The organism is Niallia sp. NCCP-28 (assembly GCF_023168165.1).
In the GTDB taxonomy this organism is placed as follows: domain Bacteria; phylum Bacillota; class Bacilli; order Bacillales; family Cytobacillaceae; genus Niallia.
This window is the reverse complement of the sequence record NZ_BQYJ01000003.1, coordinates 25,979-44,208: the sequence shown is the minus strand read 5'-3', so window position 1 is coordinate 44,208 and position 18,230 is coordinate 25,979. Positions and strand designations below refer to the sequence as shown.

13 protein-coding genes and 2 pseudogenes are annotated in these 18,230 nt (G+C 37.4%); all 15 read right to left on the bottom strand.

What is annotated here, in order from left to right; translation table 11 throughout:
* Window positions 1-163: 163 nt before the first annotated feature.
* Window positions 164-1,102 carry a riboflavin biosynthesis protein RibF gene (gene ribF / locus NCCP28_RS09490; RefSeq protein ID WP_248561182.1) on the bottom strand — a complete coding sequence of 313 codons (939 nt, stop codon included), beginning with the start codon at window positions 1,100-1,102 and terminating at the stop codon, window positions 164-166.
* Between the two features lie 108 nt (window positions 1,103-1,210).
* On the bottom strand, window positions 1,211-2,125 hold the full coding sequence (gene truB / locus NCCP28_RS09485) for a tRNA pseudouridine(55) synthase TruB (protein ID WP_248561181.1): 915 nt from the start codon (window positions 2,123-2,125) through the stop codon (window positions 1,211-1,213).
* Between the two features lie 208 nt (window positions 2,126-2,333).
* Window positions 2,334-2,693 carry a 30S ribosome-binding factor RbfA gene (gene rbfA / locus NCCP28_RS09480; protein WP_248561180.1) on the bottom strand — a complete coding sequence of 120 codons (360 nt, stop codon included), beginning with the start codon at window positions 2,691-2,693 and terminating at the stop codon, window positions 2,334-2,336.
* Window positions 2,694-2,711: 18 nt separating this feature from the next.
* Window positions 2,712-2,993 carry a DUF503 domain-containing protein gene (locus NCCP28_RS09475; RefSeq protein ID WP_248561179.1) on the bottom strand — a complete coding sequence of 94 codons (282 nt, stop codon included), beginning with the start codon at window positions 2,991-2,993 and terminating at the stop codon, window positions 2,712-2,714.
* Window positions 2,990-5,158, bottom strand: a complete 2,169-nt coding sequence (gene infB / locus NCCP28_RS09470) for a translation initiation factor IF-2 (protein ID WP_248561758.1) — start codon at window positions 5,156-5,158, stop codon at window positions 2,990-2,992. Before infB ends, NCCP28_RS09475 begins: the two co-directional genes overlap by 4 nt.
* A gap of 19 nt (window positions 5,159-5,177) precedes the next feature.
* Entirely contained in the window at window positions 5,178-5,480 is a 303-nt protein-coding gene (locus NCCP28_RS09465) for a YlxQ family RNA-binding protein (protein WP_248561178.1), read from the bottom strand.
* Entirely contained in the window at window positions 5,477-5,767 is a 291-nt protein-coding gene (gene rnpM, locus NCCP28_RS09460; RefSeq protein ID WP_375709387.1) for an RNase P modulator RnpM, read from the bottom strand. The genes NCCP28_RS09465 and rnpM overlap by 4 nt, the downstream gene beginning before the upstream one ends.
* Before the next feature lie 9 nt (window positions 5,768-5,776).
* Entirely contained in the window at window positions 5,777-6,907 is a 1,131-nt protein-coding gene (gene nusA, locus NCCP28_RS09455; protein WP_248561176.1) for a transcription termination factor NusA, read from the bottom strand.
* A gap of 48 nt (window positions 6,908-6,955) precedes the next feature.
* Complete coding sequence (gene rimP, locus NCCP28_RS09450) at window positions 6,956-7,426, bottom strand: ribosome maturation factor RimP (RefSeq protein WP_282579544.1); 471 nt, start codon at window positions 7,424-7,426, stop codon at window positions 6,956-6,958.
* A gap of 395 nt (window positions 7,427-7,821) precedes the next feature.
* Window positions 7,822-9,225, bottom strand: a pseudogene (locus tag NCCP28_RS09445) (PolC-type DNA polymerase III); the annotation flags it as partial.
* 751 nt (window positions 9,226-9,976) lie between these two features.
* Window positions 9,977-12,901, bottom strand: a pseudogene (locus NCCP28_RS09440) (PolC-type DNA polymerase III); the annotation flags it as partial.
* Window positions 12,902-13,143: 242 nt separating this feature from the next.
* Window positions 13,144-14,844, bottom strand: a complete 1,701-nt coding sequence (locus NCCP28_RS09435) for a proline--tRNA ligase (protein ID WP_248561175.1) — start codon at window positions 14,842-14,844, stop codon at window positions 13,144-13,146.
* A gap of 100 nt (window positions 14,845-14,944) precedes the next feature.
* On the bottom strand, window positions 14,945-16,213 hold the full coding sequence (gene rseP / locus NCCP28_RS09430) for an RIP metalloprotease RseP (protein WP_248561174.1): 1,269 nt from the start codon (window positions 16,211-16,213) through the stop codon (window positions 14,945-14,947).
* A gap of 15 nt (window positions 16,214-16,228) precedes the next feature.
* Entirely contained in the window at window positions 16,229-17,371 is a 1,143-nt protein-coding gene (gene dxr, locus NCCP28_RS09425) for a 1-deoxy-D-xylulose-5-phosphate reductoisomerase (protein ID WP_248561173.1), read from the bottom strand.
* A 53-nt stretch (window positions 17,372-17,424) separates the two neighbouring features.
* On the bottom strand, window positions 17,425-18,222 hold the full coding sequence (locus NCCP28_RS09420) for a phosphatidate cytidylyltransferase (protein ID WP_248561172.1): 798 nt from the start codon (window positions 18,220-18,222) through the stop codon (window positions 17,425-17,427).
* Window positions 18,223-18,230: the final 8 nt, after the last annotated feature.

Sequence of the window (18,230 nt, the reverse complement as noted above, 5' to 3'; positions counted from 1 at the left end):
GCAAAACGTTGGTGAATCGATTTGCCAAGCAATGGTTGTCTTTAGTACGTTTATAAGAATAACCTTTTTTTTAAAAAAAATCAAGCCAAACATTCTTTTTCTTTCATTTTCTCTTTCTTTTAAGCATTATTTCCTAAAAGCTTTTAGCTTAAACTTGACGCCTTTATTTTTTATGGAAGTACTCAAGCGCTTGTTGTTTATCTTTTTGAATTTGATTCACCAATTCTTCAATTCCTGCAAATTTCTGTTCACTTCTTAAGCGGATATGCCACTCTACAACGACTTTTTCTCCATATATTTCTCCCTTAAAATCAAAGATATGAACTTCTATCGATTGTCTTTTATTATCCTTTTTAAAAGTAGGTTTCGTTCCTACATTACATACCCCATTATGCCATACATTTCCTACTTTAACTTTCACTGCATACACACCCTGAGGCGGCAAAAGCAGGTTTGAATCACTTTCAATATTAGCAGTCGGAAATCCAATCGTTCTTCCTCTTTTATCGCCATGGATGACAATGCCCTCACTAATATAAAATCGTCCTAAAAGAGAAGGGACTTTATCCATTTCTCCTTTTTGAATATACGTGCGAATGAGAGTAGAACTGACTTTTTCTCCATGATATGTTTCTTTTTTTATTATGGTCGTCTCAAAAGCATTCCGTGACTGCTCCTTTAATGTTTCCGCAGTGCCTTTAGCCATTTTTCCATATGTGTAATCAAATCCTGCTACTACATGCTGAACATTTAAGTTAATTAAACACTGGTCAACAAATTGTTGTGGAAGAAGGTTCGCAAAGTCTTTTGTAAAATGAATAATAAAAATATAATCAATGCCGAGTTTTTCCATTTGTTCTATTTTTGTTTGATAAGAAGTTAACAGAGCAATGGGCTTGGCATCACCTAACACCTCAGAAGGATGAGGCGCAAATGTCATTACGCCGCTTTTCCATCCTTTTTTCTCTGCAATTTCTTTTGCTTTTCCAATTACTTTCTGATGTCCTAAATGAACACCATCAAAATAACCTAATGCCATGACTAATGACGGAAAATTATTATTTTTAAAGTTTTCAGGGTTATTAATTCTCACAACTTCCACTACACTACTCACCTTTTCTAGCTATATAATTATATTTATACCGACTAATGTATTCTTTTCTTGAAACTTCAATCGGCGAGGTTCTGTTTGCCAATGAAATAAAGATAATCAAAGCACTTTTAAAATTTTGCTTGGTTTGATTTTTCCTGCCTTTGTAGGATGATGCACATAGATAGCCAATGCTTCTCCTTCTTCAGACTCCATGACAATCAGATCTCCTACTCCCTTTAAATCAGATGGCATCTCAAGTACCATGCCATTTCGCACTTTCATAGCTAATGTATCATTTATTTGAAATTTCGGCAAATCACATAAAGCATCCTCTAATGGTCGCAAATACTTCTCGATTGTCCCATTCTGTTGTTTTTCTGCTACTTCTTCTATGGTGAGACAGTCCTTTTTCGTCATTGTTGCTGATCGTGTTCTCGTAAGCTTAGACATATGAGCAGGATATCCCAGCATTTCTCCTATCATCACAGCTAGTGTTCGAATATATGTCCCTTTGCTGCAATCGACAATAAATCGAAAAGAAACCGTTTCTCCCCTAAGTTCTTCCCAATCGTCCAATAAATTTAATGAATAAATGGTGACTTCACGTGTTGGCCGTTCAACTTCTATACCTTGTCTTGCATATTCATACAGTTTTTTCCCATTTACTTTTACGGCAGAATACATAGGAGGTGTTTGCTTAATAAGACCTGTCAATGTTTTTAGAACATCTTCCACCATTGCTCTTGTAATTGTTTGGGTGACCTTTTTTTGATTTGCAATTTCCCCTGAAGCATCTTCAGTTGTAGTAGAAAAGCCAATAGTCACTTCTCCTTCATATGTTTTGCCTGCATCAGTAATGTATTCTGCTACTTTTGTTGCTCTTCCTAAACAAATAGGCAGCACTCCGTCCACATCCGGATCTAATGTACCTGTATGGCCTATTCTTTTCATATGTAGTATTTTGCGCAGCTTAAATACACAATCATGTGATGTCATTCCTTTTGGTTTCCATAAAGGCAATATTCCTTCCATTTTAAGAACTCCTTTTCCAATTTATTGCAGTTATTTATTTTTTAGATTTCTTTAAAAACAGCATCCATACTTGCGATATAAAAAAAGGCGGCTTTTTTATCTCATTCTTCTCTATGCAATAGTGAAAGAAAGGATGCTTCTTTCTTATTGCATAGGGAATTTGACATAATAAAAAGCCACCCCTAATACTAATGTAAACAAAATTTGTTTACTTCTCTTCTGATTGTTCTTCTTTTGCAATTTGATGAAGCAATGTATCAATGCGATTTCCGTAATCAATAGATTCATCAAATTCAAACGTAATTTCAGGAGTTTTGCGTAAACGAATTCTTTGTCCAATTTCAGAACGAATGAATCCTTTTGCTTTTGCTAATCCCTTTAGCGTATTTTCACGCTGTTCTTGATCTCCTAAAACGGAGATATAAACCGTTGCTTGTTGGAGATCGCCTGTAACATTTACATCCGTTACAGTAACAAAACCAATGCGAGGATCTTTAATCTTGCGACTAATAATCTCGCCAAGTTCTTTTTTCATCTGTTCTCCAACACGATTTGGTCTAAGGCTCATCGTATTCCACCTCTTTTATTAAAGCCATTCTATATCTGTTAGTGTTCTCTCCATTTCTGGAAATGAGTCAATAAATTTCAAAACATAATCAAACTCTTTTTCCAGAGGCATTTTGCTAGAAGCGACAGCTGCAATAGCTATCTTTGTATGCTGCCAAGTGTCTTGAAAGTCTACTTCCGATACAGAAATATTATATTTTTGTTTTAAGCGGGTTGTAATTCGCTGAAGTACAGCCCGCTTTTCTTTTAACGAATGAGCATCATAAATGATTGCTTCAACAGTTAAAAGACCTATAATCATTTGCGTTCAATTTCTTCCATAATATACGCTTCGATAATGTCGCCTTCTTTAACATCATTGAAGTTCTTAATAGTTACACCACACTCGTAGCCTTGGCTTACTTCTTTTGCATCGTCTTTAAAACGTTTTAATGCGTCAATTTCGCCTTCAAAAATAACAACACCATCACGAATTAAACGAATTCCGCTATCTCTTGTAATTTTTCCGTCTGTTACATAAGAACCAGCGATTGTTCCAATTTTTGATACTTTAAATGTTTGACGGATTTCTGCCTGGCCGATGATTTTTTCTTGGAATTCTGGATCTAGCATTCCTTTCATCGCTGCTTCAATTTCTTCAATCACCTTATAGATAATGCGGTGCAGACGTACATCTACTTCTTCAGCATCTGCTGCTCTTTTTGCATTTACATCTGGACGAACGTTAAATCCGATAACAATCGCATTTGACGCTGCTGCAAGCGTAATATCTGATTCATTAATTGCACCAACTGCTGTATGAATAATCTTAACGTTAACGCCTTCTACTTCAATTTTGTAAAGTGCTGCTGCCAATGCTTCTGCAGAACCTTGAACATCCGCTTTTAAGACGATATTAAGATCTTTCATTTCTCCTTGTTTCATATGCTCAAATAAATTATCTAAGCTAATGCGTGTTTTTTCAGATCTTTGTGCTTGAATGGCTTGCGTAGAACGCGCTTCCCCTACTTGTCTTGCTGTTTTTTCATCTTTGAAGACAACAAAACGGTCACCAGCTTGAGGCACTTCGTTTAATCCTGTAATTTCAACAGGTGTAGATGGTCCAACACTTTTCACACGACGGCCTAAATCATTTACCATGGCCCGAACACGGCCAAATGTGCTACCTACTACGATTGGATCTCCAATATTTAATGTTCCATTTTGAACTAACAGGGTTGCAACAGAACCTTTTCCTTTATCAAGTTCTGCTTCAATAACCGTTCCAACTGCATTGCGTTTAGGATTTGCTTTGTATTCTTCCACTTCTCCTACAAGCAAGATCATTTCCAGTAATGTATCAATTCCTTCACCTGTAAGAGCAGACAGAGGAACAAAAATAGTATCCCCACCCCATGCTTCTGGTACTAATGCATGTTCTGTTAATTCTTGCATAACACGATCAGGATTTGCTGTTGGTTTATCCATTTTGTTTACCGCTACAATAATCGGCACTTCTGCCGCTTTAGCATGGTTAATAGCTTCAATTGTTTGCGGCATTACACCGTCATCTGCTGCTACTACTAGAATAGTGATGTCTGTAATTTTTGCGCCACGTGCACGCATTGTTGTAAAGGCAGCATGCCCAGGAGTATCTAAGAAAGTGATCTTTTTGCCATTTTCTTCTATTTGATATGCACCAATATGCTGTGTGATGCCTCCTGCTTCTCCAGCAGTTACTTTTGTATTGCGGATGCTGTCAAGCAATGTTGTTTTCCCATGGTCTACGTGTCCCATAATTGTAACAACAGATGGACGCTCTACTAATTCTGCGTCTTCATCATCGGCAAAGTATACTTCTAAGTCTGTTGCATCGATTTTGATTTCTTCTTCTACTTCTACTCCGTAGTCGCTTGCAATCAGTTCAATGGAATCTTTATCCAAATCTTGATTGATAGTAGCCATTACACCAAGCATAAATAACTTTTTAATAATTTCAGATGGTTCACGATGTAATTTTTTTGCTAGTTCCCCAACTGTTAAAGATTCGCTAAATGTAATTTTTGTTGGTAATTCCTTTTCCTTTTTAGGAGCAGGCGGCATTACAGGCGCTTGATTTTGCTGTTTGCCTTTGCGGTTATTATTTTTATTATTAGGACGGTTATTAGTTTTTGATTTATTATTAAAGGTTGGTTTATTATCTTTCGTATTCTTCACAGATTGATTTACTTTCCCCTTTTCGACCATTGCATCTGTCTCCTCCTCGTAGCTGTCTGCTATATTTTTCGCAGGATTTATTTGCGATGGTTTATTTTGGCTGTTTCCAGCGCTCTTATTATATACCTTATCCAGCTGTTTGACTGCATCTTCTTCCAGTGTTGTCATATGGTTGGATACTTCGACATTCATATCTTTTAATTGCGTAATAACATCTTTGCTGGAAATATTGAATTTTTTAGCGTATTCATAAACTCGCATTTTACTCATCATTTCACCCCCGCTAGAATTAATCGAGCAGCGTTAAAAGTTTTTTTGCAAATCCATTATCCAAAACAGCGACAACTACTCTCGCTTCTTTACCGATAGACTGTCCCAATATTTCTCGATTTGGCACCAAACGTACTGGCACAGCATATGACTTGCATTTATCGGTAATTTTTTTTGTCGTATTTTCCGACGCATCTTCTGATAATAAAATAAGCTTTGCAGTTCCGCTTCTAATTTCCTTAACGGCTAGTTCCTCACCTGAGGTAATCTTCCGTGCTCGATTTGCTAAGCCAAGTAATGACATCCATTGTTTTTGATTCATTTGGATTGTCTTTGCTCCTTCTCTATTATTTCCATGAGCTCTTCATAAATTGAATCTTCAATAGCCACTCCAAGCTGGCTGGAAAGAATATTTTTTTTCTTGGCTAAAAGCACTGCTTCTTTATCCTTAGAAAGATATGCCCCACGTCCGGATTTCTTTCCTGTTAAATCAACAGTTACTTCTCCTTCTTTCGAGCGAACGATGCGAACTAGTTCTTTTTTCGGCCTCATCTCACCGGTAGCAACACATTTACGCATTGGAACTTTTTTCGGTTTGTTCACACACATTCACCTCAATTAATCCAAATCTTCTGTAGTTAAATGGAATTCATCCTGCTCATCTTCTGCATCATCAAAAGTTATTAAAGAAGATTCTGTTGGATAAATTCCTGCTTCTCTTGCTTCAGTTTCTGACTTGATATCAATTTTCCAGCCAGTAAGTTTTGCTGCTAAACGAGCATTTTGCCCTCTTTTCCCAATTGCCAAAGACAATTGATAATCAGGAACGATAACAGTTGTTGCTTTTTCTTCTTCATTCACAATTACTTCCAATACTTTAGAAGGGCTTAGAGCATTGGCAACAAATATAGTTGGATCTTCAGACCATTTCACAATATCAATTTTTTCGCCTTTTAATTCATTGACGATTGTTTGCACGCGTGTCCCTTTTGGTCCTACACATGATCCTACTGGATCTACTTCTTCGTTATCGGAATGAACAGAGATTTTGGATCTGTCGCCAGCTTCACGTGCCACGGATTTTATTTCTACTGTGCCATCGAATATTTCCGGCACTTCCATTTCAAATAATCTTTTTAAGAGGCCGGGATGTGTTCTGGAAACATAAATTTGTGGCCCCTTTGTTGTTTTTTCTACTTTTGTGATAAACACTTTTATGCGATCATGAGGTTTATAGAATTCATTTGGCATTTGTTCATTAGCAGGTAGAATCGCCTCGATTTTCCCTAAGCTGACATAAATAAACTTGCTGTCTTGGCGTTGAACAATTCCCGTCATAATATCTTCTTCACGATCGATAAATTCAGAATAGATAATGCCTCTTTCTGCTTCACGAACACGCTGAGTCACTACTTGTTTTGCTGTTTGTGCAGCTATGCGGCCAAAATCTTTTGGCGTCACTTCCAATTCTACAACATCTTCCACTTCGTAGTTTGGATTGATTTTTTGTGCGTCCTCAAGAGATATTTCAAGGCGTGGATCAAACACCTCATCTACCACTTCCTTGCGAGCATAAACACGCATAGTGCCAGATCCTAAATTTAAATCGATTCGAACATTTTGTGCTTGGTTAAAGTTGCGGCGATATGCCGAGATAAGGGCTGCTTCGATAGCATCCATGATTACATCGCGTGATATCCCTTTTTCTTTTTCAAGCAATACAAGAGCATCTACTAATTCACTGCTCATAAAGATTGTATCCCCCTTTTAATCTCCTAAAAATAAGGCTGCTTTAGTTTACGAAAATGTTACTGCAAGACGAGCTTTAGCCACTTTTTCGTATGGAATGACTATTGTTTTTTTTCTAGTTTTAATTTTTATTTCTATTGATAAGCTTATTCCATCAAAACTTATTAAAGTGCCTTCAAATGCCTTTTCATTGTCAATCGGTTCATAGGTTTTAACAAACACATTTTTTCCAATGGCTCTTTCAAAGTCCTTATCCTTTTTTAAAGGCCTTTCAGCACCCGGTGATGATACTTCTAGAAAATAATTTTCCGTAATTGGATCGACTTCATCTAGTTTTTCGCTTAGCTTTTCGCTAACCGCTGCACATTCATCTATATCTACTCCGTTTTCTTTATCAATAGAAACACGCAAAAACCAGTTCGGACCTTCTTTTACATACTCAACGTCCACTAATTCTAAATGAAGTTCTTCCAAAATGGGTGTCACCATTTCTTCTACTAATTCTGTTACTTTGCTCAACTTTTTCCCTCCTTGTACAAGGAACTGTTCTTTTGTAAAAAGTTCCTAAAATCAGGAATCCACTATACTTTTAGACAATACGCTCTTCATTTCATCAATCTTTAAAGGTCGATGATGTTCTTACTATACCTTTCCTTCAATAAATACATGCAAGTGGTATAAAGGTTTTTATGTAGTGACACATCCATGCGTTTTACCTATAAACAAGCAATCACTTTTTCTTTTTTGGAAAAAAATGTGTACACAATAGGAAAGAGTGGGTTTCCCCACTCTCATTTTGCGAAAGTTATCTTTAGTATCTCCAAACTAACTATACCATAACCATGGCTTTTATGCAAATAGAGCTCACGTTTCATAAGACTTTCAAGCCCCTCCTCCATCCGCTTCCACTATAATCAGAATAAAGATAGTTGGTTTTGGTCTGGCATGCCTGCTAAACATCCATGGTTATCTAGATATTCCATAATTGTTTTCGAAACTTTTCCCCTTTGCTGAAGATCTTCTTTGGATAAAAATTCTCCATCTTCCCTTGAACGAACGATGTTTAATGCAGCATTTGTACCTAATCCCGGTATACTGTTAAATGGAGGTATCAGTGCATTTCCTTCAATAATAAATTCTGTTGCACTTGATTTATATAAATCAACCTTTTGAAAAGAGAATCCACGTTCTACCATCTCATATGCCAGTTCCATAACAGTTAACAAGTTTTTCTCTTTAGTAGAGGCATCAAGCCCTTTGCCGCTGATTTCATCAATTACTGCTTTAATGCTGTGCGAGCCTTTTACCATTGCATCTACATCAAAATCCTCGGCACGAACAGTAAAATATGCTGCATAATAAAGGAGCGGATGATGCACTTTAAAATAAGCAATCCGAACTGCCATCAATACATATGCCGCTGCATGCGCCTTGGGGAACATATATTTTATCTTTTTGCATGAATCTATATACCATTCCGGCACTTCATTTTTGCGCATTTCTTCTTCCATATCATCTGACAGACCTTTCCCTTTACGTACACTTTCCATAATTTTAAAGGCAAAGCTTGGGTCTAGTCCTTGATAGATCAGATAAACCATAATATCGTCACGGCACCCGATAACTTCACTCAGATTACAAATATTATTATGAATAAGTTCTTGTGCATTTCCGAGCCATACGTCTGTACCATGAGAAAGACCAGAGATTTGCACCAACTCGGAAAAAGTAGTTGGCTTCGTGTCCTCCAGCATTTGCCGAACAAATTTTGTACCGAATTCAGGAATTCCAAATGTACCTGTTTTGCAATTAATTTGTTCTGCTGTTACCCCTAGAGACTCTGTTCCGCTGAAAATTTTCATTACTTCCGGATCATCAGTCGGAATTGTTTTTGGATCAATGCCGCTTAAATCTTGCAGCATTCTGATGACTGTTGGATCGTCGTGTCCAAGTATATCTAGCTTTAATACATTATCATGAATAGAATGGAAGTCAAAATGCGTTGTTTTCCACTCTGAGTTTCTATCATCTGCCGGAAATTGAATAGGGGTGAAATCATATACATCCATATAATCTGGTATAACGATAATACCGCCAGGATGCTGCCCAGTCGTTCTTTTTACCCCAGTACAGCCTGATGCTAGCCGGTCAATTTCCGCTCCTCTTATTTGCAGATTATTATCATTTTGATATGCTTTCACATATCCATAAGCTGTTTTATCCGCAACTGTGCCAATTGTTCCTGCGCGATATACATACTCCTCCCCAAACAATGCTTTCGTATAATTATGGGCTTTAGGCTGATATTCACCGGAAAAATATGATGATAGGTAAGCATTTGAATTCATCTCCAGCTTTTCCCCCATCTCACACCGTGCATGAGGCTTTCACACTCACACGGCGTTCCATCGTTAATTGTTAACGACTAATGCCCTTCCCTGAAAGAATGTTTTATCCTCAGACTTATTGGTTATTCAGTCATCATAGGCATTCTTGTAAGCGGTACTACGGCATTACTGCCACTTCCGTAAATCTATGTTATAGCCAATGCTTTTCCATAGAACCACTTTTAGCAAATTGCAATCTTCTGATGTGTTGGAAGCTTCTCACGTTCCGCTATTCCTATCTGTTTATTATCTACTTAGGTTCCCTCTAAATCCCGCTAGGCTTGAATGTGCCTGTAACACATTATGGATTTTCATAACCAAACGTTTACTCATCCACACCTAGAAGTCAATATTGACCCCATACCATTTCTAGTACGTGACATTCACGAGAAGTCAGTCGAGGGTTCGTCCCAGTGATTGTACCGATTCTAACCATATAGATTTTATAGACACCAGACCTATCGATCACAAAAGCTTTATAGCTCCCTTTCCTCAGCCGTACTGTTAGGGTGACCTTCAGCCTACTTTAGCGGGCTTCAGACAAAAGTTGTTTTTGCAATACTCCTTATGCCTGCCGCAGCTTCAGTGAGTGTGTTTCAGGGCGTTACTCCGTCATTCCACACTTCGAAATAGCAGTTCTCCTAGCATTATAGCTAGTGGCTAATCTTTTCAATTAGCAACGTGACACACTCAAATCAATATCGGGAACTTTATCGCCCTTAAATCCAAGGAACGTTTCAAAAGGAATATCGTGGCCATCTTTTTTGTATGGTATGCCACAAGTTGGACAATCTTTATCAGGCAAGTCAAAACCTGAACCAACCGAACCATCATTAAAAAATTCTGATTGTTTGCATGATGTACAAACATAATGTGGCGGAAGCGGATTTACTTCCGTTATTTCTGTCATAGTTGCAACAAAAGAGGAACCAACCGAACCCCGGGATCCTACAAGATAACCGTCATCTAACGACTTTTTCACAAGCTTATGAGAGATCAAATAAATAACCGCAAATCCATGGCCGATAATGCTTTTTAATTCTTTTTCTAGGCGCGCTTCCACTATTTCAGGAAGTTCCTCGCCATAAATTCTGCGGGCCATACTGTAGCTCATTTCACGCATTTCTTCATCAGAGCCTTCAATTTTCGGCGTATATAGATCATCTTTAATCGGCTTAATGACATCTATCATATCTGCAATTTTATTGGAATTTGCAACAACAATTTCTTTTGCCTTTTCTTCCCCTAAAAAACGGAAGCAATCAAGCATTTCATTTGTTGTACGAAAATGCACATCAGGAAGTTTATGTCTATTAAGCGGGTTTGCTCCCCCTTGTGACCCTACTAATATTTCCCGGTAAATTTTATCATTAGGATTCACATAATGAACATTTCCAGTTGCCGCTACTGGAATTTCCAGCTTATCGCCTAAATGCACGATATTTGTGATGATTTCTTCTAATGCTTTTTCATCATTAACAAGCTCCATCTCTATTAAATGGGCATACACCTCTTTTGGCATTACTTCTATATAGTCATAAAAAGGTGCAATCTCTTCTACTTCTTCTGGAGCTTTTTGCATCATTGCCTCAAAAACTTCCCCTTTATCACAGGCAGAACCAATCAGGAGTCCTTCTCGATATTTTTGCAGTACAGAGCGAGGAATTCGCGGCACTCTATAAAAATAGTTTATATGGGCAATCGATACTAATTTAAACAGATTTTTTAATCCTATCTCGGTTTGGGCAAGCACCGTGCAGTGATATGGGCGGGCTCTTTGATAAGCATTCCCTTGTCCCATATTGTCATTAAGCTGATTATGATTTGTAATGCCCTTTTCCGCTGCATCTTTCAGCATTTTAAGAACAAGATATCCTGTTGCTTCTGCATCATAAATGGCGCGGTGATGTTGGGTTAGTTCAATATCAAACTTTTTCGCTAATGTATTTAAACGATGGTTTTTTAATTCTGGATATAAAAACCGGCCAAACTCCAGCGTATCAATAACTGGATTTGTTGATTTTTTAAGACCTGCCTTTTGATATCCTACATTAATAAAACCAACATCAAAAGACGCGTTATGGGCAACAAGAATGCTGTCACCTGTCCAATCTGCAAATTTACGCAAAACAATATCTATCTCTGGGGCATCTTGAACCATTTCGTCTGTAATGCCTGTTAAATTAATGGTGGTTGCCGAAAGACGATGATGAGGATTCGCAAAAGATTCAAACCGGTCAATAATTTCGCCATTATGAATTTTCACGGCTGCAAGTTCGATAATTGTATTGTAAACGGCAGATAGACCAGTTGTTTCTACGTCAAAAACCACATAGGTTGCATCATCAAGCAAAATATCGTGTGGATTGTAAGCAATAGGCACTCCATCATCGACGAGATTCATTTCCACGCCGTATAAAATTTTAATATCATTTTTTTTGCCGGCGCCAAATGCTTCAGGAAAACTTTGAGCAACTGCATGATCTGTTATAGCAATCGCTTTATGGCCCCATTTTTTGGCCTGGCTGACCAAGTTACCGACAGAGGAAACAGCATCCATTTGGCTCATTGGTGTGTGAAGATGAAGCTCTACTCTTTTTTCATCTGCTTTTGCTGTATCTTGCCTTTCGATTGGCTTTATTTCATTTAAATCATTGCCGATCATCACTAAATCGCGAACAAATGTGTCATTTTGAATGCTTCCACGAGCTCTAAGCCACATCCCCTTTTTCACTAATTGGAATAATGCGGCATCCTCTTTATCGCGAGAAAACATTTTAACTAAGATAGAGCTTGTATAATCCGTTATTTTAAATGTTAAAAGGGTTCTTCCACTCCGCAGCTCCTTCGTCTCTGCAAAGAATACGTATCCTTCTACTGTGATTCGTCGTTCTTCATCAACGATTTCTTCCATGCGGCGGTAGTCGCTGTCATCCTTAATCGTTAAGCCAATTGTAAGGGGACCAGATGGAACTCCCATATCACTTGCTTCTTTTTCTGCTTCCATCTTCTGAATATCAAGAAGAGCTTGTTTCCCTCTCTCTTGATCTTCTAGTCTTTTTGCCTGCAAAAATTGTTCATACTCAGCATTCGATTCTTCTTGTTTTATCTCTGTTTCTAACGCAAGGGGGGGAAAACCAAAATACTGGTAAGAATCTGTAATCATTTGCGCATATTTTCTTTTGATTGCAAGACCTTCCATTTCATTGCGAACATGGATGGTTAGTTTATTCCCTTGTATTTTTGGGACTTGTTCATTTAATAATTTAACAAGAGGAGGTGATATGCCTTGCATTTGTTCAATTACACTCGACCAGTACTCTTTAATTAAACTATCTGTAACAAGTGCGTTCTGGACATTTATAGAATACGTAATAGACGCAATATGAGAAAAACTATTCATTAATTTTGTTGTAAAAAGCTGATAAATTTGAAATGGAATAATTTCATCAAACAAAAAATGAAAATGCCATTTTTTCGCTCGTTTTTCAATGACAAGTTTATCAATTTTTGCATTGCGAAAATGGCTGACATATTGATCATCTGTTAACCCCAATTGCTGGAGAAGCAGCTGAAATCTATCTACTCGATTGCTTATATCACTCATTATTCCTCTCCTTTCTTTTTCTATTTTTATTTCCTTATTTGACTACCTACAAAAGATAGGATAACTATTATTATACCATATGGTTTGTTTTTCCCTTCTTCTGCTTATTAGAAATAGATGGAAGTCTATTAACACAACTTTTTACTTTAGCATAAGTCTGCTTGTTTCATCTACTCAAAAAGATTTTTTGCATAAAAACAGCGCCTTCTTTTATAAGAAAGCGCCTTTTTAGATGACTTAATTTATTTCTTCAATAAATTTGCAATAGTCTCTACTAGTTCATTTTCATGTACTTCAAGCATTTCGCCAGTAGCTCTTACTTTCACTTCAACAATTCCTTCTGAAGCTTTTTTCCCAACTGTTACGCGGATCGGCAATCCAATTAAATCAGAATCAGCAAATTTAACGCCGGGACGTTCCGCACGATCATCCACCAATACATCTAAACGGTTAGCTTTTAATAGAGTATACAGCTTGTCTGCTAATTCTGTTTGGGTTTGGTCTTTTGTATTAACAGGAATAACATGCACGTCAAATGGTGCTATATCACGTGGCCATACAATTCCTTTATCATCATGGAACTGTTCCACAATAGCAGCCATTGTTCTTGATACACCAATGCCATAACAGCCCATTATAATTGGCTGTGTGCGGCCATTTTCATCTAAATAAGTTGCTCCCATCGCTTCACTGTAGCGAGTTCCTAATTTAAATACATGCCCTACTTCAATTCCTTTTGCAAATGCAATCGTACCTTTTCCATCTGGAGATATATCGCCTTCTTGGATAAAACGAAGGTCCGCATATTGAGACACTTGGAAATCACGCTCAGGATTTACATTGATATAATGATAGTCTTCTTCATTTGCACCGCAAATACCATTAACAATTGATTTTACTCCATTATCTGCAATAACTTCGATATCTTTTACATTAATTGGCCCAAGTGAACCAATACTGCATCCTAACACATTTGCTGTTTCTTTTGCTTCTGCCAATTCAACAATATCGGCTTCTAATAAATTTTTCACTTTAATATCATTTACTTCATGATCGCCGCGCACTAATACCAATACATATTTTTCATCTACTTTAAACAGCAATGACTTAATGCATTGATCTGCCGTGCTGTTCAAGAAACTAGATACTTGTTCAATTGTTTTTTGATTTTCTGTTTTCACTTTTTCTAAAGCTAAAAGAGGCTTGTCTTCTTTGCCATATGGTGCTACAACAGGCGCCATTTCAATATTTGCTGCATAATTAGATTCTGTCGAATAAGCAATTGTGTCTTCCCCAACATCTGACAATACCATAAACTCATGGGTATCTTTCCCGCCCATTGCCCCGCTGTCTGCAATTACGGCCCGATAGTTTAAATCACAGCGTGCAAATACATTGCAGTACGCTTGAAATAAAGCATCATACACTTCATCCAAACTATCATGCGATGAATGGAAAGAATAAGCATCTTTCATAATAAATTCCCGTCCACGCAAAATGCCAAACCTTGGTCTTTTTTCATCACGGAATTTTGTTTGAATTTGATACAAAGCAAGCGGCAGACGTTTATATGATTTCACTTCATCACGAACAAGGCTTGTAATCACTTCTTCATGTGTAGCTCCTAAAGCAAATTCACGACTATTTCGATCTTTTAAACGCATTAATTCAGGGCCATAAGTATACCATCTGCCAGACTCTTGCCAAAGCTCCGCTTGCTGCATAGCAGGCATCAATAATTCCACTGCACCTGCGGCATCCATTTCTTCTCTAATAATTTGTTCAATTTTTTTCAGCACTTTATTTGCTAGTGGCAAATAAGAATAAATCCCACTTGCATTTTGACGAATATATCCAGCGCGCAGAAGCAGCTGATGACTGGAAATCTCCGCATCTGATGGAACTTCCCTTAATGTCGGGATAAGCATTTTACTTTGTTTCATCTTCATAACACCTCTATAATAATTGGTTGGTTTGATGTTTTTATATGGTTAATTCAAAAAATAACTAACATGAGGAATACTCTTCCTCATGTTAGAAATACTATCTTAGAAAAAATCGTTGGATATCGTTCCATGTTACCACGATCATTAATAGCATAAGAAGAGCAAATCCTACAAAATGAACCATACCTTCTTTATGGCGATCAATCGGTTTTCCACGAACTGCTTCTATTGCAAAAAACAATAATCTGCCCCCGTCAAGAGCCGGAAATGGAAGCAAGTTCATAATACCAAGATTGATGCTCAAAATACCTGCCCACTTCATTAAATAATAAATTCCTGATTGGGCTACAGTATCTGTTGATTTATATATCCCAACAGGTCCACTCAATGCATCAATGGAAAATTGACCTGTAACCAGCTTGCCGACCGCTCCAAGAATTTCTTTTGTCCATGTGTATGTTTCCGTTGCTCCATACTGCACTGCTTTTAAAGGTGATTTTTCCATTGGGCTATAAACCCCAATTAACCCAATTGTTTTTCCATCTTCTGTTTCCGTTGCTTTTGGCGTAACATCAACAGTCATTTCTTTTCCCTCTCGAAGCAAGTTCAATTCCAAGTCCTCGCCAGGACTCTTCTGAATGATGGATACGACTTCATTCCAGCTGGTGACAGAATCTCCATCAATGCTTATAATCGTATCCCCTTCCTTTAAACCTGCTTGAATTGCTTGCCCATCATCTATTAATTTGCCAAGCTTTGGCTGATCAGATGGAATCCCTTGAATAAGAGCAATCAGCACAAATACGACAAACGCCAAAATAAAGTTCATCATGGGTCCTGCAATAATCGCCATTGTTCGTTGACCTAGTGTTTTGCTGGCAAATTGACGATCATATGGAGCTATCTGTGATGCCGTGCCATTTTCAACTATTAATGCATCTTTTTTTATTGGAAAAACCAATAATTTTTCATCGATGTCATCTTCTGCATACCCTTTAATAAACAAATCATGCTCTAAATCCGCTGCTTCTACATTTACAATGCGAGCATTTGGATATTTTTCTTTATTATTGATAATGATTTTGGTCACTTCTTCGTTTTTATCCAGAATAAGGCCTATGCGATGGCCAGCTTTAATATCGACCATCTCCGGGTCTTCTCCAGCCATTCGAACATATCCCCCTAAAGGAAGAAGCCTAATGGTATACGTAGTTTCTCCTCTTTTTTGCGAGAATATTTTCGGCCCAAAACCAATTGCAAATTCCCGGCACAAAATCCCTGCTCTTTTAGCAAAAATAAAATGGCCCAATTCATGAAAAAAAACTAATGCACCAAAGATAATAATAAACGCTACTACTGTATTCAAAATATAACCACCTTTTTATCGAAGTGTGCTTACTTTTTTTCTTGTTTCCAAATCAACCTCTTGTATAACAGCAAGACTTGGGTTTGCTATATTTTGATGATCGTTGATAGCTTGTTCAATCAGCTCTTCTATTTTCAGAAAGCTGATTTCTCCCGCTAAAAATTTAGCAACAGCTATTTCATTTGCGGCATTTAATACCGTTGGCAAAGTTCCCCCTGCTCGGCCAGCTTCATATGCATAGCGAAGACAGCGAAATCTATCTAAATCCATCTCTTGAAAATGAAGTTTCCCTATAGCAGCTAAGTCTAATCTATTAGCTCCCTTTAGAGGAATACGATCCGGATAAGTTAAAGCATATTGGATTGGCACTCTCATGTCAGGGGATCCCAATTGCGCCATCACACTGCTGTCATGGAACTCTACCATAGAATGGATAATGCTTTCCTTATGGAGCAATACATCAATTTTATCGTATGAAAGGGAAAATAGCCAATGTGCTTCTATTACTTCTAGCCCCTTATTCATCATTGTAGCAGAATCAATCGTAATTTTCGCTCCCATTGACCAATTAGGATGGTTTAGGGCATCTTCTCGTGTTACATGCTGCAGGTCCGCTCTTGTTAACTCTCGAAAGCTTCCTCCTGATGCTGTGATAATAAGACGCTCAATATTTTTGTCATATTCTCCTTGTAAGCTTTGGAAAATCGCAGAGTGTTCACTATCAACAGGCAATATCGCCACATTATTTCTTTTGGCTGCTTCCATTACTAAATGGCCTGCCGTTACCAATGTCTCCTTATTTGCAATGGCGATTGTTTTTTTCGCTTCAATCGCTTGCAATGTTGGCTGCAAACCAACACTGCCTAATACAGCATTCACTAGTATATCTGCTTTATGGTAAACCGCAACTTCGATTAGCCCCTCTTGTCCATAAGAAAAACGAATAGAAGGGAATTCCTGTTTTAATTGATCGCAATCTTGTTTATCTGCAACCGCAACAAAAAAAGGCTGAAATTCTGAAATAATGCTTTTGGTTAATTCTATATTTTTTCCTGAAGAAAATGCAACCAGCTGAAAGCTTTCTGGATTATTTTTTATCACATCAAGCGTTTGTGTTCCAATGGATCCAGTGGCTCCTAACAAACTAATATACTTCACTATCTCACTCTCTTTTCCTACTATGTTTCTTTCAAATGATGTCGAAGTACAAATTAGATAACCTGAAAGGCATCCAATATGAAATAAAGCAATGGCCAAACAAATAATAAACTATCAAATCGATCTAATATGCCCCCATGCCCTGGCAAAAGGTTTCCTGAATCTTTTACACCAAAATGCCTTTTCAATGCCGATTCCGCTAAATCGCCAATTTGTCCAAAAGCGGATAAAATAATCGTGATAAATACCATGATATACCATTCTATGTTGCCAAATAGGCTAAATAGAACAGAAACGATACAGGCACAAATAATTCCGCCAATAGCTCCTTCTACTGTTTTATTTGGACTAATTTCCGGCCATAGCTTCCTTTTTCCAAAAGCTCTTCCAATAAAATAGGCACCGGAATCTGTTGCCCAAATAATAAATAGGGAATAAATAAGCATCCATAATCCTGCTGTCTCACGGATTTCTACAAAAAAGAGAAAACCGACCCCCATATAGATAACAGATAAAATAGAATAAGAAAGGTCTTCAATCGTAAATTTATTTTTAGATGCAACCATATAGGTTAAATAAAAAAGAACAGCAAATAAACCGATTTCTATCTTAGATAACGAGATTGCATTCAAAAGACCATCATAGTTATTGGGCAAAATCCATAACCAGACAACTAGCAAAGAAAAAATTCCTGGAAAAGAAAACAAGCGAATATGGCGCATTCTTAATAATTCAAATAATCCAATTGCTGAAAGTAAGAATGTAAGTAATATTAAAGGCCAGCCTCCCATATACACAAATGGTATAAATACGGCCATTGCAATTATTGCTGTTATGATTCTTTGTTTCATTTATCTAT